This window comes from Serratia marcescens subsp. marcescens ATCC 13880 (genome assembly GCF_017299535.1).
GTDB lineage: Bacteria > Pseudomonadota > Gammaproteobacteria > Enterobacterales > Enterobacteriaceae > Serratia > Serratia marcescens.
Genome location: NZ_CP071238.1, coordinates 2,906,006 through 2,924,291 on the forward strand (window position 1 = coordinate 2,906,006; position 18,286 = coordinate 2,924,291).

Consider the following 18,286-nt stretch of genomic DNA (forward strand, 5'->3'; position numbering starts at 1 on the left):
TTGACAAGGAATCCATTTCATGGCACGCATTATTGTTGTTACATCGGGTAAAGGGGGCGTTGGCAAGACCACTTCGAGCGCGGCCATCGCTACCGGCCTGGCCCAGAAAGGCAAGAAAACCGTCGTGATCGATTTCGATATCGGTCTGCGTAATCTTGACCTGATCATGGGCTGCGAACGTCGGGTAGTTTATGATTTCGTGAACGTGATTCAGGGCGATGCCACGCTGAATCAGGCGTTGATCAAAGACAAACGCACTGAAAACCTCTATATCCTGCCGGCTTCGCAGACACGCGACAAAGACGCGTTGACCCGCGAAGGCGTTGAAAAAATCCTCAACGATCTCGGCGAGATGGATTTTGACTTCGTGGTCTGCGACTCACCGGCCGGTATCGAAACCGGTGCGCTGATGGCGCTGTATTTCGCCGACGAAGCTATCATCACCACCAACCCGGAAGTGTCTTCGGTACGCGACTCCGACCGTATCCTGGGCATTCTCTCTTCCAAATCACGCCGCGCCGAGAAAGGCGAATCGCCTATCAAGGAACACCTGCTGCTGACCCGTTATAACCCGGGCCGCGTCAGCCGTGGCGACATGCTGAGCATGGAAGACGTGCTGGAAATCCTGCGCATTCCGCTGGTGGGCGTGATCCCGGAAGACCAGTCCGTGCTGCGCGCTTCCAACCAGGGTGAGCCTGTCATTCTGGATGCCGAGTCAGACGCCGGTAAGGCGTATGACGATACCGTTTGCCGCTTGTTGGGGGAAGAACGCCCATTCCGCTTCATTGAAGAAGAGAAGAAGGGTTTCCTGAAACGCCTTTTTGGGGGATAAACCATGGCCTTATTAGACTTCTTTCTGTCCCGCAAAAAACAGACAGCCAATATAGCCAAGGAACGGCTGCAGATTATCGTCGCAGAGCGTCGCCGCGGGGACAGTGAGCCCCCGTATCTGCCTGATCTAAAACGCGATATTCTGGCGGTTATTTGCAAATACATTCAGATCGATCCTGAAATGCTGCACGTGCAGTTCGAGCAGAAAGGGGACGATATTTCGGTACTTGAACTTAACGTGACATTGCCGGAATCGGAAGAAGCAGCTAAATGATTGCGACGCATTAATTACCCCCTGTATATTTTATGCAGGGGGTAACTGTATGTGCATCCAGTTATTAAGCTTTATCGGTAGCAAAAAAGCGATTTTTCCCTTTGGGACTATTCCCAATTAACTTTGCCGCCGCCTCGTTTAAAGTAAATTCTGGCCAGATTTACCTTCAACGCATTATTTCCTGCCTATATTCACCCGAGCAGAGTTTCCCTACCCTGCCCAGGTGATAATCAGCGATTAATAATCTTTCAGGATGTCCTGTAACGGCGCCATTAATAAATCGCCGCGCCAGCCGCTGATTAATTCAGGGCGACTTTCGCCGTCCTTCAGTTTCCAATGCCAGTTCAGCAATTGGTTAATTTGGCGACGGGATGCCAGCAGCTCGCTGCTCAACCCGCTTTGCTCGCTGACGGTAGCGATCGCCGCCTTGATGTCTTTGAACACCTTCTTGTAGCCCGGCTGATCGATAAGGTTGGCCAACGGCGCCGGCAACTCGGACTCTTCCAGCGCTTCGGCCTCCGCCACTAGCGCCAGCAGCGTTTTGCCGTGATAACGGATCTCCGGCCCGCTCAGCCCCAGAGAATCCAGTTCTCCCAGCGAAGACGGCATATAGCGCGCCACCTGCCACAGGTTCTCCTCACGCACCACGAAGTTCACCGCCAGATCGCGCTCACGCGCCTGGCGCAGGCGCCATTCCGCCAACTTCTGCAAACAACCGAGCTGACGCGGGCGCAGCTGCCAGGCATTGCTGATTTCGCGGTAGGCGACTTCCGGCGCCAGCGCCTCGCTACGGCGTTGACACAGCAGCAGGCACTCGTTATTGGCCGCCGCGGTCCAACCGGCCTCTTCGGTCTCCTGCACCAGCTGTTTAGCCATCGGCAGCAGATAGAACACGTCGGCGGCCGCGTACACGCATTGCCTTTCGGTCAGCGGGCGCGCCAGCCAGTCGGTGCGCGACTCGCTCTTGTCCAGCTCAACCTTCATGTACTCCGCCACCAGCGTCGCGAAGCCGCAGGAGAGCGGCCGGCCGGTGAACGCCGCCAGGATCTGGGTATCGACCATCGGCGTCGGCAGCGTTTTAAAGGCGTTGAGAAACACTTCGAGATCTTCACTGCCGGCATGCAGGAACTTCACCACGGCGGTGTCGGCCAGCAGGTCGACAAACGGCTGCCATTGCTTGATCGGCAGAGGATCGATAAGGGAGAGTTGTTCACCGTCGTAGAGCTGGATCAGGCCCAACTGCGGATAGTAGGTGCGCGTTCTGACAAACTCGGTGTCCAGCGCAATCTGGGCATGCTTTCTCGCCTGCTCGCAGACCTGCTGCAATCCGGCATCGGTAGTGATCAACTGATAATTCAAAACATCATTCTCTTGTAGGATTCAAACACAACAACGCCGGCATTCACCGGCGTTGTTGATAGTCAGGCGCGAGAGCGAAAGCTAGGCGGCATCGGCCGGCTTCGGCGTTTTTAGCTCATCGCGCAGTTCTCGCCGCAAAATCTTGCCGACGTTAGACTTCGGCAGTTCATCGCGGAACTCAACAATTTTAGGCACTTTATACCCGGTCAGGTGCCGACGGCAATGGGTCAACAGCTCTTCCTTGGTCAGCGAGGCGTCTTTCTTCACCACGCAGATCTTCACCGTTTCGCCAGAGGCCTCGCTGGGCACGCCGATCGCCGCACATTCCAGCACTTTCGGATGCTGGCTGACCACATCCTCGATCTCGTTCGGGTAAACGTTGAAACCGGAGACCAGGATCATGTCTTTCTTGCGATCGACGATGCGCACAAACCCCTGCTCGTCCACGGTCACCACATCACCGGTCGCCAACCAGCCGTCTTTCAGCACTTCGTCGGTGGCTTCCGGGCGCTGCCAATAGCCTAACATAACTTGCGGCCCTTTGACCCACAGTTCGCCCGGTTCGCCCGGCGGCACATCGTGGCCATTGTCGTCCACCAACCGAATGTCCGTCGACGGCACCGGCAGGCCGATGCTGCCGCTGTAGTGTTTCAGATCGTAAGGGTTACCGGCCACCAGCGGCGCGCACTCCGTCAGGCCATAGCCTTCCAGCAGGTGTTTACCGGTAGTTTTTTCCCACTTCTCGGCCACCGCTTTTTGCACCGACATGCCGCCGCCGACCGAGAAACGCAGCGTAGAGAAATCGAGCTTGTGGAACTCTTCATTGTTCAGCAACGCATTGAACAAGGTATTCACCCCGCTCATGGCGGTGAACGGGTATTTACCCAACTCCTTCACCAGCCCCGGAATATCGCGCGGGTTGGTGATCAGCAAATTGCGCCCGCCCAGATCGATAAACAGCAGGCAGTTCACCGTCAGCGCGAAAATGTGATACAGCGGCAACGCCGTCACCACCAGTTCCTGCCCTTCGCGGAACAGCGGCGAATAGGCGGCTTTGGCCTGCTCGAGGTTGGCCTGCATATTGCGGTGCGTCAGCATCGCGCCCTTCGCCACCCCGGTGGTGCCGCCCGTGTATTGCAGGAAGGCCAGATCGGCATTAATGATGTCCGGTTTTACATATTGCAGACGGCGGCCGCGCTGCAGCGCGCTGCGGAATGAAATGGCATCCGGCAGGTTGTATTTGGGCACCAGGCGCTTGACGTATTTGACCACGAAGTTGACCAGCGTGCCTTTGGCGGCTGACAGCTGATCGCCCATGCGCGTCAGGATCACGTGCTTGACCTGAGTGTTGAACACCACTTTTTCCAGCGTATGGGCAAAGTTGGAGACGATGACGATGGCGCTGGCGCCGCTGTCGTTCAACTGGTGTTCCAGCTCTCGCGGGGTATACAACGGGTTGACGTTGACCACCACCATGCCGGCGCGCAGAATGCCGAACAGGGCGATGGGGTATTGCAACAGGTTAGGCATCATCAGCGCGACGCGGTCGCCCTTCTTCAGGCCCAGTTCATTTTGCAGGTAAGCCGCGAAAGCCCGGCTGCGTTCTTCCAGTTTGCGGAAGGTCATCACCTCGCCCATATTGATAAAGGCGGGCTGATCGGCATAGCGCTGCACGGCATGCTCAAACATTTCGATCAACGACGAATAGCGATCGGCATCAATCTCTGCGGGCACATCTGCCGGATACCGTTTTAACCAGACCTTATCCAAGGTATTACTCCTGAAATCATTACTAATTATCATCGCAGCCCTCAAACTCGCAGCCTAACCATAACAATATTTTAACTCAGCAGACCAGTTCGGGTTTTAAACATTATTCAGGTTGCGATGTACGTCACTAATTGTCGGATATTCCTTATCCCAAAAAACAAAAGGGCGGCCTGAGCCGCCCTGTCAAATGTGTTCACATCAAGCGTATGCTACTCGGTTACGATGGTTTGCACCTGTGCCGGGCCAGGGTTGTACCAGCCATAGCCTGCGCCCCAACCGGGTCCCCACGGACCTCCGCGCCAGCCCCAGGGGCCCATTGGCGCAGGCGGCATCACCACCTGCTGCACCAGATGCCAGCGTTTGAAACCGGTCACGTTCATCGTCACGAAGCGATACGGCGTCATGCCGATTCGCCCCTCTTTCAGGCCGGTAATGGCGCCGACGACGGTCACCAGCTGGCCTTTGAAATCGACCGGTTCGAGGAAGCCGTTTACCGTGGCCAGCAAGCGGCCGCGCGACGGTTCGCCCAGTATCGGCCGCGCACCGCTGTCGAGCGGCACCGCCGCAATCTCCAGCACCGTGCGCCCTTGTTCGTTGGCGACGTTTACCACAGTGCCGCCGAAACGGGCTTCCGCGCCGGTAAACAGGTTGGGTGCATTTTGTACCGAGGAAAGCTGAGTCACCGGCGAAGGGCTGGAGCCTTTGATCGCATCCGGTACGGTGACGCACCCGGATAAAACCAGCGCGCCGCAGGCGACGGCCAGCAGCGACAGCTTTTTACTTGCAGTGCGGATTAACATGGTCGCAATCTCCTGAAATGGCTGTAACTTTGACCGCGTTTCATCGTTCAAGTTGCAGCCCCTCATCGCCCGGCATCAACATCAGCACAATACGCCGCGATCAGTCGCGGCCCGGCAGTTTTTTCCAGGTGACTTCATTGCGCAGATAGGTCGGCTCGGCGTTTTCCACCGCTACCGCCAACCCTTCTTGCCAGGCTTGCAGCGCCAGCGGCAGCATGTCTTGCGCCTGCGGCAACAGCATTTGGCCGTCACGTAGGCTCAACGCGGAACCCTTGACCAAGTCGGGGTAGGTTTGCCACCCGGTGCCAACATGGGCCCATTCGCCCTGCAGGCGCTGCGCACGCTCCAGCGCCTGCGCGGGCGACAGCACGGCCTCGCCTTCGCTTTCCAACCAGCTGCCGTCCGCCTGGCGCTCGAACTGCCCCCAGTAAACTTCACCCATGCGCGCATCGATCGCCGCCAGCACGCGCTCCGCGCCGCTGACGCGCCAGGCGCCCTGCGCCATGGTTTGCAGCGTGGAAACGCCTATCATCGGCAGATCGGCGCCCAGCGCCAGGCCTTGAGCGATGCCGATACCGATGCGCACCCCGGTAAAGCTGCCGGGGCCGCGACCGAAGGCCAGCGCATCGAGCTGGTTGAGCGCCAGACCGGATTCCGCCAGCACCTGCTGCACCATAGGTAAAATTCGTTGCGTATGCTCACGTGGGCACAGCTCAAACAGGGCGTGGGTTTCGCCTTGATTCCAGACGGCGACGGAACAGGCTTCCGTCGCGGTATCGATCGCTAAAATTCGCGTGGACATGCCAACCTCTGGCGGGAATAAAACTGGGTTTTTCATAAGGGCGCGCATTGTAGCACAGCCCCGTAAGCCCTTCATCTTTCACGTGGCCGACGCATCGGCGGCCTGCAGGAAGGCGATGGCCTGCTTCAGATCGCGGGTACGCGGCGTGGGCGGCAGGCTATTGAGGAACACCTCGCCGTAAGGACGCATCACCAGACGGTTATCGCAAATCACCAGCACGCCGCGATCGTCGGTGTCGCGGATCAAACGGCCGACGCCCTGTTTCAGGGTGATGACCGCATCCGGCAACTGCACGTCATTGAACGGGTCGCCGCCGCGCAGGCGGCAATCTTCAATGCGCGCCTTCAGCAACGGATCGTCCGGTGAAGTGAACGGCAGCTTATCGATGATGACGCAGGACAGCGCATCGCCGCGCACGTCCACCCCTTCCCAGAAGCTGCTGGTCGCGACCAGCAGCGCGTTACCGGCGGCGACGAACTGCGCGAGCAGTTGCCCTTTGCTGGTTTCCCCTTGCAACAGCACCGGCAGCGTCATCGTGGCGCGGAACTCTTCCGCCAACTCGCGCATCATCTGGTGCGAGGTGCATAAGAAGAAGCAGCGGCCGTTGTTGGCTTCGATTAATGGCCGCAGCATGCGCGCCAGCTGGCGCGCCCCGCCGGGCTGATTCGGCGAAGGCAAAAAGCGCGGCACGCACAGCAACGCCTGTTTGGCATAGTCGAACGGGCTCGGCAGCAGCAACGTTTTGGCCTTGGTCAGCCCCAACCGTTCGGTGAAGTGGCCCAGCTGATCGTTGACCGACAGCGTGGCCGAGGTAAAGATCCAGCTGCCCGGCTTCTCGTCCAGCATTTCACGGAAACGGTCGGCCACCGTCAACGGCGTCAGCGCCAGCACGAAGTGGCGCGAATTGCACTCATACCAATAGCTGTAGCCCGGTTCCGTTACCGCCTTGAGGCGTTTGAGGCGCGCGCGGTACAGCGTGGCGCGTTCAAAGGCGGCGTCCAACAGCGCCGAACGCCCCAGCGACAGCTTCATCACGTCATAACACAGCTCCAGCGCATCATCGAGCAGCAACAGAGCGCGCTGCACGTTGGGTTCGCCGAGCACGTCGCGCAGATTGCCGCGGAATCCCGGCTCTCCCAGATTCAGGCGAAAATCTTGCGTGCTCAGGCTGAGACGGTCGGCGCTTTTTTGCAGTTGAGCGGCATCGCGCACCTCGGTGCGGTAGGCGATGGTGATATCCTTCGCCAGATCCAACAGTTGGCGGCTGGTGAGCTGCTGGCCGAAATACTGGCTGGCGATGTCGGGGATTTGGTGCGCCTCGTCGAAAATCATCACCTCGGCTTCCGGGATCAGCTCGGCGAAACCGCCCTCTTTCACCACCATATCCGCCAGGAACAGGTGATGGTTCACCACCACCACATCCGCATCCATCGCGCGGCGGCGCGCCTTGACCACGAAGCAATCCTGATACAGCGGGCAATCGCTGCCCAGGCAGTTGTCATTGGTGCTGGTCACCAATGGCCAAACGAAACTGTCTTCCGCCACTTCGCTGCAGGTGCTGATGTCGCCTTCTTTGGTCTGTGACGACCACTTGCGCAACTGCACCAAATCGATCAGCGTCTGCCCCGCCAGTTCGCCGCCGGCCATCGACTGCTGCTCCAGCCGCTCCAGGCACAGGTAGTTGGAGCGCCCCTTCAGCAGCGCCAGCTTGCCTTTGTACTTCAACGCCTTGGCGACGGTGGGCAGATCGCGCGCATACAGCTGATCCTGCAACGCTTTCGAACCGGTGGAGATGATCACTTTGCGATCGGCGCGCAGCGCCGGCGCCAGATAAGCGAAGGTTTTGCCGGTGCCGGTGCCGGCTTCCACCACCAGCTCCTGCTTGAAATTGATCGCCTCGGTAACGGCTTGCGCCATCTGCCGCTGCGGCTCACGCGGTTTGAATCCCTTGATAGCCTGCGCCAATGCGCCGTCTGTTGCAAAATCGTCTGTCACGCTGTCTCTCTGCCGGTGTCATTCAGCGGTGATTATGCCAAGCCTGCCGCCCGGCTACCACCCACTTTATCGCCGCGCTTTTTCATCACCGGCTGTGCTACCCTTAGCGGGACTATGATATGGAGATAAGCAAATGAATATCGAAAGAATTGATCCCGATCAGCGCTGGTCCGAAGCCGTAGTGCACAACGAAACCGTTTACTACACCAGCGTGCCGGAGAACCTGGATGATGACGCGACCGCGCAGACCGCCAACGCCCTCGCCGCCATCGACGTGCTGCTGGCGCGCGTAGGCTCGGACAAAAGCCGTATTCTGGATGCCACCATTTTCCTGGCCAATACCGCCGACTTCGCCGCGATGAACGCCGCCTGGGACGCCTGGGTCGTCGCCGGCAGCGCGCCGGTGCGCTGCACCGTGCAGGCGCAGCTGATGAATCCGAAGTACAAGGTGGAAATCAAAATCATCGCCGCGCTGTAAGCCTGAGCGCAGACGAAAAAAAACCGCAGGCGTTGCCGTCTGCGGTTTTTTATTGCCCGCTATCAGGACAGTTTAAGGATCACCATTCCCGTCAACAGCAGCGCCAAGCCAATCCAGCCTTTGGCGTTCAACCGCTGGCCGAACATGATCCAGCCTGCGGCGATGGTGGCGGCGATTCCGAAACCGCCCCACAGCGCATAGGCGATCGACAGATCGATGCCCTTTACCGCCTGCGCCAGGGCGCTGAACGCGCCGAGCACCGACAGCAGCGACAGCAATCCCAGCCAAATTTTACGGAAGCCGTCCGACATCTTCAGGAAGATGTTGGCGATGATTTCCAACACGATGGCCAGCCCCAGGAACCCGATGTGGTACAACTCAAACTGTTGCATGGTTGTCACCTCGCGGGCTGACCTGTTTTCGCTCTTTGCGAGTGCCGGATTTCACCAGCATGATGCCGGCGATCAGCGTAGCCAGGCCCAGTACTTTCAGCGCCGAAATGGGCTCGTCGAACCACAGCACGCTGAACAGGGTGATGAACAGGATGCCGATACCTTCCCACAGCGCATAAGCCACGCCCAACGCCACGCGTTTTATCGCTACCGACAACAATACATAAGACGCGGTGATCATCACGTACATCACGATATGCCCGATCATGCCGCCATTGACGCTGGCGTATTTCATCGACAAGGTGCCGATGATTTCGGTCATGATGGCCAAACCTAAAAAGATCCAATAAATCATAATTTTTCTCCCAAACGGCGAATAATGCGCGCCAAGGCATATTTATCCCGATTTATCTCGTCGAACGGCCGCCATGCGGCGCGCAAGACGCAGAGATCCCTGGGGATAAATTGACCCAAACGCAAAAAGAATGTTTGCCCGGCTGAACGGTGACGCGAAGGCCTAAGCCCGCTACCAGCACCGGTTAAGGGAGAAAGACGCTATAGTTCGCTGCACCAGTGATGCTCACTGGCAAGGATTGCAGACAGGAAGAGTTGGCACGTAGAGGTTCTGAGGGTAGTTCCGTTAATAGTCATCATAATAGTTCTCTATTATCAGCCGCACACCGTGCGATTTGCCCAATATCCTCATAAAAGTAAAATTTTCAACTGAGATATTTTTACCACAGCCCAAATAAGAAAGCAAACCGCCGTTTTCATGAAAAAGCAGAAAAAAACGGGTTAAAAATAAGAAAGTTAATCGCGATAAAAATTAAAAAAGGCCCAACGGAGCGTTGAGCCTTGCGAGATCCGCGGGTGAGCAAATAAGCGCCAACCCCAGGCCTGGTGCGGGTTACAACGCGGCACCGCTGACGGCGCTGCGCGCCAGTTCAGTGATGCGCGCATAGTCGCCTTTTTCGAGCGCGTCCGCCGGCACCAGCCAGGAACCGCCGATGCAAAGCACGCTTTTCAGCGCCAGATAATCGCGGTAGTTGTTCGGCGTAATGCCGCCGGTCGGGCAAAAACGCACCTGCGGAAACGGGCCGCCGATCGCCTGCAGCGCCTTCACGCCGCCGTTGGCTTCCGCCGGGAAGAATTTGAATTCGCGCAGGCCGTGATCCATGCCTTGCATCAGTTCAGACACGGTGCTGATGCCCGGGATCAGCGGGATGGTTCCCGCCGTCGCCGCCTGCAGCAAGGCTTCGGTCAGCCCTGGGCTGATGGCGAACTGCGCCCCCGCTTCGGTCACCTGCCGCAGTTGCTGCGGGTTGATCACCGTACCGGCGCCGATGATCGCCTCCGGCACCTCTTTGGCGATAGCGCGGATAGCCTCCAGCCCGCAGGCGGTGCGCAGCGTCACCTCCAATACCCGCACGCCGCCGGCAACCAGCGCTTTCGCCAGCGGCACCGCCTGCTCCAGCTTGTTGATCACGATAACAGGCACCACCGGCCCCGCCGTCAGGATCTGCTCGGCGCTGGTTTTCCAGTTTTTCATCGTTATTTCTCCATTACTCGCGGTTAACAATGGCACGCCCCTGCCACAGGGCTCCGCATGCGCGGACGTCCGGCCGTACCGTAAGTGATGTGGCCCACGCGCAGATCGCAGGCAAAAAAAAGCCGGCAGACAGGCCGCCGGCATTACGCATTATTCGAACTCGTTCCAGGAGCGGCCGTCACGGGTGATCATCGCCACCGAGGCCACCGGCCCCCAGGTGCCCGCCTGGTAAGGCTTAGGCGCCTCGTTGTCGGCTTTCCATGCGTCCATGATGGAGTCGACCCACTTCCAGGCTTCTTCCACTTCATCGCGGCGCACAAACAGCGCCTGAATGCCGCGCATGGTCTCCAGCAGCAGGCGCTCGTAGGCGTCCGCCACGTGCTCCTGGTTGAAGGTTTCCGAGAAGCTCAGGTCCAGCTTGGTGGTCTGCAGACGGTGCTTGTGATCCAGCCCCGGCACCTTGTTCAGTACCTGAATTTCGATGCCTTCGTCCGGCTGCAGGCGGATGGTCAGCTTGTTCTGCGGCAGCTGCTGGTAAGAATCGCTGAACAGGTTCAGCGGCGGGTTTTTGAAGTACACCACCACTTCCGAACATTTGGTCGGCAGGCGTTTACCGGTACGCAGGTAGAACGGCACTCCGGCCCACTGCCAGTTGTCGATATCCACGCGGATAGAGACGAAGGTTTCGGTGCTGCTGCTCTTGTTCGCCCCTTCCTCTTCCAGATAACCCGGCACTTTCTTGCCCTGGACGAAGCCGGCGGTGTACTGACCGCGCACGGTGGTTTCCCGGACATTGGTCTGATCGATGCGGCGCAGTGAGCGCAGCACCTTGACCTTCTCGTCGCGGATGCGGTCGGTCGTCAGATCCGCCGGCGGCGACATGGCGATCATGGTCAGGATCTGCAGCAGGTGGTTCTGGATCATGTCGCGCATCTGGCCGGCCTGGTCGAAATAGCCCCAGCGCCCTTCAATGCCCACCTCTTCCGCCACGGTGATCTGCACCGAATCGATGGTGCGGTTATCCCAGTTGGATGCGAACAGCGAGTTGGCGAAACGCAGCGCCAACAGGTTCAGCACCGTCTCTTTGCCGAGGTAGTGGTCGATGCGGTAGACCTGGGACTCATTGAAGAACTCCGCCACCTGATCGTTGATCACGCGGGAGGACGCCAGATCGGTGCCCAGAGGTTTCTCCATCACCACGCGCGCCGGCTCATGGTTCAGCTTGGCTTCGCCCAACCCTTTGCAGATGGCGCCAAAGGTGCTTGGCGGCATGGCGAAGTAGTTGATGGTGGTGCGGTGCTTCTGATCCAGCATTTTACCCAGTTTGGTAAAGTTCTTGCTGTCGTTGACGTCCAGGTTGCAGAAGTCCAGGCGCGCGCTTAGCGTGGCCCAGAGTTCATCATCCAGTTTTTCCTTCATGAAGGTGCCAAGCGCTTCCTTGACCACTTCGGTATAGGCTTGTTTATCCCACTCCGCGCGGCCGACGCCGATGATCCGCGTATCCGGGTGGATGTGTCCGGCTTTCTCTAACTGGTACAGGGAAGGCAGCAGCTTACGGCGCGCCAAATCACCTTTCGCGCCGAAAATAACCAGGTCACACGCCTGGGCTGTAGAGGTTACCGCCATGTTCATCTCCTCGTTGCAGGATATTTGTAATTTTCTTACATTACTAATGTACTCTGTTTGACTACGGCCAGCAAACCCGGAGCAAAGCAGAAAAAAAGGCCTCAAGATTCCAGTGGAAAGCGCCAATCTACGCCAACGCCCTCACCACGGGCAAAACTGTAATTTTTCGTCTTTTTTGACGCTCTGTTACCATTATGAAAGTTAGACACAGGTCATATTCTGGTGAAAAAACCCTGCATACGCCGTGTCGAGACTGCCAACGGTTACCAGCACGTAGTATATTTTCACTAAACCGGCATTGATTTCTCCTTTGTTTGAAATCGACATACCCTATCGATTCCAGGTTACAGCCGCTCGTTTGGCGTCTGCTTGCACGGCGAACACGGGCGAAATTCGACGCTGTTGCTTGAAAGCCACAGGGATAAAACCATGAGTGACTCTCGTTATATGAATACGCTGGACAAAATCCAGAGCCATCTGGAACGCCTGAGCAAATCTGAAAGGAAAGTCGCCGAGGTGATCCTGGCCTCCCCGCAGACCGCCATTCACTCCAGCATCGCCACGCTGGCGCGCATGGCCGACGTCAGCGAACCTACCGTCAACCGCTTTTGCCGCCGCCTTGATACCAAAGGCTTTCCCGATTTCAAACTGCATCTCGCCCAAAGCCTGGCTAACGGCACGCCCTACGTAAACCGTAACGTTGAGGAAGATGACAGCGTCGATTCCTATACCAGCAAGATCTTCGAATCGGTAATGGCCAGCCTGGATACAGTAAAGGCAAATTTGGATATTGCCGCAATCAATCGTGCGGTTGACCTGCTCACCCAGGCAAAAAAGATCTCTTTCTTCGGGCTGGGCGCCTCCGCGGCAGTGGCGCACGATGCGATGAACAAATTTTTCCGCTTCAACATTCCGGTGGTCTACTTCGATGACATCGTCATGCAGCGCATGAGCTGCATGAACTCCGGCGAAGGCGACGTGGTGGTGCTGATCTCACACACCGGCCGCACCAAGAATCTGGTGGAGATGGCCCACCTGGCGCGGGAGAACGACGCCACGGTACTGGCTATCACCTCGCGCGACACCCCGCTCGCCCAGGCGGCGACCCTGGCCCTGCTGCTCGACGTGCCCGAAGACACCGACGTTTACATGCCGATGGTGTCGCGGATCGCGCAATTAACGCTCATTGACGTGCTCGCCACCGGATTTACCTTGCGCCGAGGGGCTAAATTCAGAGATAACTTGAAGCGGGTCAAAGAAGCGCTCAAAGAATCGCGCTTTGATAAAGGCGTGGTCATTCCCAACAGTTTTGATTCGTGACCCGACGAAGAAAAAATCGCCGTTCAACAGACATTTGAATGACGGCATCAGAGGCGGTACCCTGTTAACATGCTCATGCGGGTAACCCGGGTGAAATATCAGTGTTGTAAAATTACATTTCACGCCTGGTTTCGTTATCCGACGTTATCGCAACACCAATATTTGCTTCACCAGTCAACGGAGTAATACATGTCCAGACGGCTCAGAAGAACCAAAATCGTTACCACCCTGGGTCCGGCTACAGACCGCGACAATAATCTGGAAAAGATCATTGCCGCCGGCGCCAACGTAGTTCGGCTTAACTTCTCCCACGGCAGCCCGGAAGATCACCAGGCTCGCGCTGACAAAGTGCGCGAAATCGCTGCCAAACTGGGGCGTCACGTCGCTATCCTCGGCGATCTGCAAGGGCCGAAAATTCGCGTCTCCACCTTCAAGGAAGGCAAAATCTTCCTCAACGTGGGCGATAAATTCCTGCTGGACGCCAACCTGTCAAAAGGCGAAGGCGATAAAGAAAAAGTCGGTATCGACTATAAAGGCCTGCCAGCCGACGTGGTGCCGGGCGACGTCCTGCTGCTCGATGACGGCCGCGTTCAGCTGAAAGTGCTCGAAGTTCAGGGCATGAAAGTGTTTACCGAAGTGACCGTCGGCGGCCCGCTGTCCAACAACAAGGGCATCAACAAACTCGGCGGTGGCCTGTCGGCCGAAGCCCTGACCGAAAAAGACAAGGCGGACATCGTGACCGCCGCCAAGATTGGCGTCGACTACCTGGCGGTCTCCTTCCCGCGTACCGGTGAAGACCTGAACTATGCCCGCCGTCTGGCGCGCGATGCGGGCTGCAACGCCAAGATCGTGTCCAAGGTTGAGCGCGCCGAAGCGGTTTGCACCGACGAAGCGATGGACGACATTATTCTGGCCTCCGACGTGGTGATGGTTGCCCGTGGCGACCTGGGCGTCGAAATCGGCGATCCGGAACTGGTCGGCATTCAGAAGAAACTGATCCGCCGCGCCCGCACTCTGAACCGCGCGGTGATCACCGCGACCCAGATGATGGAGTCGATGATCACCAACCCGATGCCGACTCGCGCCGAAGTCATGGACGTGGCGAACGCCGTGCTGGACGGCACTGACGCCGTCATGCTGTCGGCGGAAACCGCCGCTGGCCAATACCCGGCGGAAACCGTGGCGGCGATGGCGCGCGTTTGTCTGGGCGCCGAGAAGATCCCGAGCATCAACGTTTCCAAACACCGCCTGGACGTACAGTTCGACAACATCGAAGAGGCGATCGCCATGTCTTCGATGTATGCCGCCAACCACCTGAAAGGCGTCACCGCGCTGATCGCCATGACCGAATCCGGCCGCACTGCGCTGATGATGTCGCGCATCAGCTCCGGCCTGCCGATCTTCGCCATGTCGCGCCATGAGCACACGCTGAACCTGACTGCGCTGTATCGCGGCGTGACGCCGGTGTATTTCGACAGCCACAAAGACGGCGTGATCGCCGCCAATGAAGCGGTCAATCGCCTGCGCGACAAAGGCTTCCTGGTCTCCGGCGATCTGGTGATCGTCACCCAGGGCGACGTGATGGAAACCGTCGGCACCACCAATACCAGCCGTATTCTGCGCGTCGAGTAATCCACACCGCAGACGACATGCCGGCCGGCTCACGTTGGCCGGCATTTTTTTTGCCCCGGTACCGCCATAAACGACGGAGAACACCATGCTCCACCAACGCAATCCCGCAGCGAGCGGTGATGAGCTCGATCTCGATGGCCACGGCCTGACGCAGCTCGACGCGTCACAGTTAGCCGGCCACGCGCTGCGCAAGGTAAGCCTGTACGACAATCAGTTGGCGGCCATCCCCGCCCCCCTCTTCCGGCACCGCAATCTACAGGTGCTGAACATCTCCTGCAATCAGCTCGACCGCCTGCCGCCGGAAATTGGCCAGTTGCAACAGCTTGAGATGTTCGACTTTGGCCACAATCGCGCAAGCGAACTCCCCGAGGAACTGGGGCAGTTGCACCGGTTGAAATACCTCTATCTGAGCGACAACGGCTTTAGCGATCTGCCACACTCGCTGGCGCAGCTACAGCAGCTGGTTTACCTCAATGCGACCGACAACCGCCTGGCCGTTTTGCCTCTGGCGATACCGAGGCTTGCGGCATTGCAGGAGCTGCGTTTATACAACAACCGCATCGGCAATCTGCCCGGCGAAATCGGGCAACTGCGCGCGCTGCGCGAACTGCATATCATGAAAAATGCCCTGACCGCGCTGCCGGCGGAAATGGCGCAGCTCGGTGAGCTGGAGATACTCGACGCGGCCAACAACGCCATCGCCGAACTGCCGGAAGCCTTCTGCCGGCTGCCGCGGTTGAGCGAGCTGAATCTGCGTTTCAATCAGCTGACGCGCCTGCCGAAAAATATCGGTGAGCTGACGGCGCTGAGAAGTCTGGATCTGCGCGCCAACCGCCTGAGCGACCTGCCGGAAAGCCTCGGCGAACTGAGCCGGCTGCGCAAGCTGGATCTGCGCTGGAATGATTTCACCCACACGCCTAAAATCGTCGACATCCTGCGGGCTCGCGGCTGTATGGTGCACATCTGAAGTGACGCCGGCCGGGGTGTAGCCCGACCGGCGTTAGCGGTAGAAAGGATTAACGATACAGATCGTCGCGCGAGTAGGGTTCAATCTCCCCTTCCTTGCGCGTCTTCAGCAGTTTGAGGATCCAGGTGTACTGCTCCGGATTCGGGCCCACCAGGTTTTCCACTTCTTCATTCATACGGCGGGCAATCCGTGGGTCATCAGCGTCGGCCAGATCGTCCATCGGCTCGCGAATATAGATATCCAGCATGCTGGTTTTGCCGTCGTACACCGGGAACAACGGCACGATCGCCGCACGGCATACCTTCATCAGCCGTCCGACCGCCGGCAAGGTCGCCTTATAGGTGGCAAAGAAGTCGACAAACTCGCTGTGCTCAGCGCCGTGATCCTGATCGGGCAGATAATAACCCCAATACCCCTGGCGAACTGAACTGATAAACGGTTTGATGCCGTCATTGCGCGCGTGCATGCGGCCGCCGAATTTACGACGCACGGCATTCCACAGGTAGTCGATCAGCTGATTGCGCTGGTTGTGGAACATCGCCGCCATCGGTTGGCCGCGCGCGGCCATCAACATCGCCGGCACATCTACCGCCCAGCCATGAGGCACCAGAAAAATCACGTTGCGCCCTTCCGCCCGGATCTTGTCCAACACCTCTTCACCGTGCCAACGCACGCGCTTGAGCACTTTCTCGGGCTTGGTGCAGGCCAATTCCGCCATCAGCACCATCGACTGCGGCGCGCAGGCAAACATCTGGTCGATGATGTGCTCACGGTCGCTTTCCGGCAATTCCGGCAAGCAATACAGCAGGTTGATGCGGGCACGACGGCGCGCGCCTTTCGCCAGCTTGCCGGCCAGTTTGCCGACCGCCCCCAGCACCGGATCGCGCAGACGCGCAGGCACCAGCGAAACGCCGGCCATCAGGCCGGTTCCCAACCACACGCCCCAGTAGCGCGGGTATAAAAAGGCTTTTTGAAACTGCGGGATGAACTCTACGTTCGATTTCTTCTCGTTTTGCATGCACGTGCTCTTCGCTTAGCGATTCGGCTAATCATAATTGCCAGCACCGATTTTGCAATTAACAACCGCGAACCGCCCAGATAAAACAGCATCGGCCCGCAATCAGGCCGATGAAATTAACGGCGCCGGAGCGCCGGAAAAAGGGGGACGTTAATCCAACTGCAACTGAGGAACCACTTCCTTCACCTGTGCCAGATAATCGCTGCGGTCTTTGCCGCCCAGCCCTTCGGAACGCGGCAGTTTGGCCGTCAGCGGGTTCACCGCCTGTTGGCCGGTCCACAGTTCAAAGTGCAGGTGCGGCCCGGTGGAGCGGCCGGTGTTGCCGGAGAGCGCAATGCGATCGCCGCGTTTCACCTTCTGCCCTGGTTTCACCAGCAGTTTTTTCAGGTGCATATAACGCGTGGTGTACTGGCGGCCGTGGCGGATCGCCACATAGTTGCCCGCTGCGCCGCTGCGTTTGGCGATCACCACCTCACCGTCGCCGACCGCCAGCACCGGCGTGCCGACCGGCATGGCGAAATCGACGCCCTTGTGCGGCGCCACGCGGCCAGTCACCGGGTTCACGCGGCGCGGGTTGAAGTTGGAGGAGATGCGGAACTGTTTCATGGTCGGGAAACGCATGAAGCCGCGCGCCAGGCCAGAGCCTTGGCGATCGTAGAATTTGCCGTCTTCGGCGCGGATCGCATAGTAATCTTTGCCGCCGGTGCGCAGACGCACGCCCAACAGCTGGCTTTGCGATTTCTTACCGTCGAAATGCTCGCGCGACATCAGCACGGAGAACTGGTCGCCTTTGCGCAGCTTGCGGAAATCGAGCTGCCACTGCAACGCCTTGATCACCGCATTGATTTCGTTGCGGCTCAGCCCGGCGTCGCCGGCGCTGCTGACGAAGCTGCCGTTGACCCGGCCGCTGATCACGTTGTTGCGCCATTCGCCCTGCTGCGCCTCTTTAGACTCTTTGAAGCTATTGCCGACGCGGTCATAGGTGCGGGTTTCGCGGCGCGATACTTCCCAGGTCAACTGCTGCAGATCGCCCGCATCGTTCACGGTCCACGACAGCTGTTGGCCGATCTTCAGATTACGCAGATCGCGGTTTTGCGAAGCCAGCAAGGTGACATCCGACATATCGATGCCGTACTGCGTCAGAATGCTGCCAAGGGTGTCACCGGTGGAAACCACATATTCATGCACGCCGTCGTCGCCGGCATCTTTCTGATCCAGCTCATCCTGCGGGATTTCGTCATCGGGGGTGGGTTGGTCGGCATCTATCGGTTCACTGGCTTCGGGGAGCAATGACCGCATCTGGCTGGATTCTAACTCGACGCTCTTGGCGATGGGATTGTGTTCTGGGTGGTAAACAAAAGGCCGCCAAACAGCGACGGCCAATGTGACGACTGTCAGCGACCCCAGCATGACGCGGTGGGGCCGTGGCAGGTTGTTATACGCCAGAGCGATAGTTCGGACTATCTGCTGCAC

At 58.4% G+C, this 18,286-nt stretch carries 17 protein-coding genes; 6 read left to right on the forward strand and 11 right to left on the reverse strand.

The window, feature by feature from the left end; translation table 11 throughout:
- The first annotated feature begins 19 nt into the window (after window positions 1-19).
- Window positions 20-832 (forward strand): septum site-determining protein MinD, encoded by an 813-nt coding sequence (minD, locus tag J0F90_RS13865; protein WP_016927452.1) that lies wholly within the window; start codon window positions 20-22, stop codon window positions 830-832.
- Window positions 833-835: 3 nt separating this feature from the next.
- Window positions 836-1,105 carry a cell division topological specificity factor MinE gene (minE, locus tag J0F90_RS13870; protein ID WP_004932303.1) on the forward strand — a complete coding sequence of 90 codons (270 nt, stop codon included), beginning with the start codon at window positions 836-838 and terminating at the stop codon, window positions 1,103-1,105.
- 237 nt (window positions 1,106-1,342) lie between these two features.
- On the opposite strand, the gene rnd is transcribed toward minE, so the two are convergent.
- From rnd to yoaA, 5 genes are all read right to left on the reverse strand, one after another.
- The gene (rnd, locus tag J0F90_RS13875) at window positions 1,343-2,464 is read right to left on the reverse strand and encodes a ribonuclease D (RefSeq protein WP_016927451.1); all 1,122 of its coding nucleotides are present in this window, start codon (window positions 2,462-2,464) and stop codon (window positions 1,343-1,345) included.
- An 81-nt stretch (window positions 2,465-2,545) separates the two neighbouring features.
- Complete coding sequence (gene fadD, locus J0F90_RS13880) at window positions 2,546-4,234, reverse strand: long-chain-fatty-acid--CoA ligase FadD (protein WP_016927450.1); 1,689 nt, start codon at window positions 4,232-4,234, stop codon at window positions 2,546-2,548.
- A gap of 209 nt (window positions 4,235-4,443) precedes the next feature.
- The gene (locus tag J0F90_RS13885; RefSeq protein WP_016927449.1) at window positions 4,444-5,034 is read right to left on the reverse strand and encodes a Slp family lipoprotein; all 591 of its coding nucleotides are present in this window, start codon (window positions 5,032-5,034) and stop codon (window positions 4,444-4,446) included.
- A 100-nt stretch (window positions 5,035-5,134) separates the two neighbouring features.
- Window positions 5,135-5,836 carry a tRNA (adenosine(37)-N6)-threonylcarbamoyltransferase complex dimerization subunit type 1 TsaB gene (tsaB, locus tag J0F90_RS13890; RefSeq protein WP_028127474.1) on the reverse strand — a complete coding sequence of 234 codons (702 nt, stop codon included), beginning with the start codon at window positions 5,834-5,836 and terminating at the stop codon, window positions 5,135-5,137.
- Between the two features lie 78 nt (window positions 5,837-5,914).
- Entirely contained in the window at window positions 5,915-7,831 is a 1,917-nt protein-coding gene (yoaA, locus tag J0F90_RS13895; RefSeq protein ID WP_028127475.1) for a DNA repair helicase YoaA, read from the reverse strand.
- Between the two features lie 133 nt (window positions 7,832-7,964).
- Here yoaA and J0F90_RS13900 point away from each other — a divergent pair, with 133 nt between their 5' ends.
- Complete coding sequence (locus J0F90_RS13900; protein WP_015378124.1) at window positions 7,965-8,309, forward strand: RidA family protein; 345 nt, start codon at window positions 7,965-7,967, stop codon at window positions 8,307-8,309.
- Between the two features lie 62 nt (window positions 8,310-8,371).
- Here the strand turns inward: J0F90_RS13900 and mdtI are convergent, their stop codons facing one another.
- From mdtI to zwf, 4 genes are all read right to left on the reverse strand, one after another.
- Window positions 8,372-8,701 (reverse strand): multidrug/spermidine efflux SMR transporter subunit MdtI, encoded by a 330-nt coding sequence (gene mdtI / locus J0F90_RS13905; RefSeq protein WP_016927446.1) that lies wholly within the window; start codon window positions 8,699-8,701, stop codon window positions 8,372-8,374.
- Window positions 8,688-9,056: a multidrug/spermidine efflux SMR transporter subunit MdtJ gene (gene mdtJ, locus J0F90_RS13910; RefSeq protein WP_025303118.1), complete on the reverse strand. Its 369-nt coding sequence runs from the start codon at window positions 9,054-9,056 to the stop codon at window positions 8,688-8,690. Before mdtJ ends, mdtI begins: the two co-directional genes overlap by 14 nt.
- A gap of 552 nt (window positions 9,057-9,608) precedes the next feature.
- Window positions 9,609-10,250 (reverse strand): bifunctional 4-hydroxy-2-oxoglutarate aldolase/2-dehydro-3-deoxy-phosphogluconate aldolase, encoded by a 642-nt coding sequence (locus tag J0F90_RS13915; protein ID WP_033640104.1) that lies wholly within the window; start codon window positions 10,248-10,250, stop codon window positions 9,609-9,611.
- A 150-nt stretch (window positions 10,251-10,400) separates the two neighbouring features.
- On the reverse strand, window positions 10,401-11,876 hold the full coding sequence (zwf, locus tag J0F90_RS13920; RefSeq protein ID WP_028127476.1) for a glucose-6-phosphate dehydrogenase: 1,476 nt from the start codon (window positions 11,874-11,876) through the stop codon (window positions 10,401-10,403).
- Window positions 11,877-12,323: 447 nt separating this feature from the next.
- On the opposite strand from zwf, the gene J0F90_RS13925 reads away from it, so the two are divergent.
- The 3 genes from J0F90_RS13925 to J0F90_RS13935 all read left to right on the forward strand — a co-directional run bounded on the left by J0F90_RS13925 (window position 12,324) and on the right by J0F90_RS13935 (window position 15,795).
- Window positions 12,324-13,196 carry a MurR/RpiR family transcriptional regulator gene (locus J0F90_RS13925; RefSeq protein ID WP_016927443.1) on the forward strand — a complete coding sequence of 291 codons (873 nt, stop codon included), beginning with the start codon at window positions 12,324-12,326 and terminating at the stop codon, window positions 13,194-13,196.
- A 189-nt stretch (window positions 13,197-13,385) separates the two neighbouring features.
- A complete protein-coding gene (pyk, locus tag J0F90_RS13930; RefSeq protein ID WP_004932339.1) occupies window positions 13,386-14,828 on the forward strand; it encodes a pyruvate kinase in 1,443 nt (480 codons plus the stop codon).
- An 85-nt stretch (window positions 14,829-14,913) separates the two neighbouring features.
- On the forward strand, window positions 14,914-15,795 hold the full coding sequence (locus tag J0F90_RS13935) for a leucine-rich repeat domain-containing protein (RefSeq protein WP_016927442.1): 882 nt from the start codon (window positions 14,914-14,916) through the stop codon (window positions 15,793-15,795).
- A 49-nt stretch (window positions 15,796-15,844) separates the two neighbouring features.
- Here the strand turns inward: J0F90_RS13935 and lpxM are convergent, their stop codons facing one another.
- Together lpxM and mepM are read right to left on the reverse strand one after the other, a co-directional pair.
- Window positions 15,845-16,813 carry a lauroyl-Kdo(2)-lipid IV(A) myristoyltransferase gene (lpxM, locus tag J0F90_RS13940; RefSeq protein WP_016927441.1) on the reverse strand — a complete coding sequence of 323 codons (969 nt, stop codon included), beginning with the start codon at window positions 16,811-16,813 and terminating at the stop codon, window positions 15,845-15,847.
- 150 nt (window positions 16,814-16,963) lie between these two features.
- Window positions 16,964-18,286 carry a murein DD-endopeptidase MepM gene (gene mepM / locus J0F90_RS13945; RefSeq protein ID WP_028127477.1) on the reverse strand — a complete coding sequence of 441 codons (1,323 nt, stop codon included), beginning with the start codon at window positions 18,284-18,286 and terminating at the stop codon, window positions 16,964-16,966.

Excerpts from the sequence above, each read along its gene's own strand:
- J0F90_RS13925 (WP_016927443.1), top strand. The coding sequence starts at position 12,324 with ATGAATACGCTGGACAAAATCCAGAGCCATCTGGAACGCCTGAGCAAA.
- minD (WP_016927452.1), top strand. The coding sequence starts at position 20 with ATGGCACGCATTATTGTTGTTACATCGGGTAAAGGGGGCGTTGGCAAG.
- mdtJ (WP_025303118.1), bottom strand. The coding sequence starts at position 9,056 with ATGATTTATTGGATCTTTTTAGGTTTGGCCATCATGACCGAAATCATC.
- mdtI (WP_016927446.1), bottom strand. The coding sequence starts at position 8,701 with ATGCAACAGTTTGAGTTGTACCACATCGGGTTCCTGGGGCTGGCCATC.
- J0F90_RS13900 (WP_015378124.1), top strand. The coding sequence starts at position 7,965 with ATGAATATCGAAAGAATTGATCCCGATCAGCGCTGGTCCGAAGCCGTA.
- minE (WP_004932303.1), top strand. The coding sequence starts at position 836 with ATGGCCTTATTAGACTTCTTTCTGTCCCGCAAAAAACAGACAGCCAAT.
- J0F90_RS13935 (WP_016927442.1), top strand. The coding sequence starts at position 14,914 with ATGCTCCACCAACGCAATCCCGCAGCGAGCGGTGATGAGCTCGATCTC.
- pyk (WP_004932339.1), top strand. The coding sequence starts at position 13,386 with ATGTCCAGACGGCTCAGAAGAACCAAAATCGTTACCACCCTGGGTCCG.
- tsaB (WP_028127474.1), bottom strand. The coding sequence starts at position 5,836 with ATGTCCACGCGAATTTTAGCGATCGATACCGCGACGGAAGCCTGTTCC.
- zwf (WP_028127476.1), bottom strand. The coding sequence starts at position 11,876 with ATGGCGGTAACCTCTACAGCCCAGGCGTGTGACCTGGTTATTTTCGGC.
- J0F90_RS13885 (WP_016927449.1), bottom strand. The coding sequence starts at position 5,034 with ATGTTAATCCGCACTGCAAGTAAAAAGCTGTCGCTGCTGGCCGTCGCC.
- J0F90_RS13915 (WP_033640104.1), bottom strand. The coding sequence starts at position 10,250 with ATGAAAAACTGGAAAACCAGCGCCGAGCAGATCCTGACGGCGGGGCCG.
- lpxM (WP_016927441.1), bottom strand. The coding sequence starts at position 16,813 with ATGCAAAACGAGAAGAAATCGAACGTAGAGTTCATCCCGCAGTTTCAA.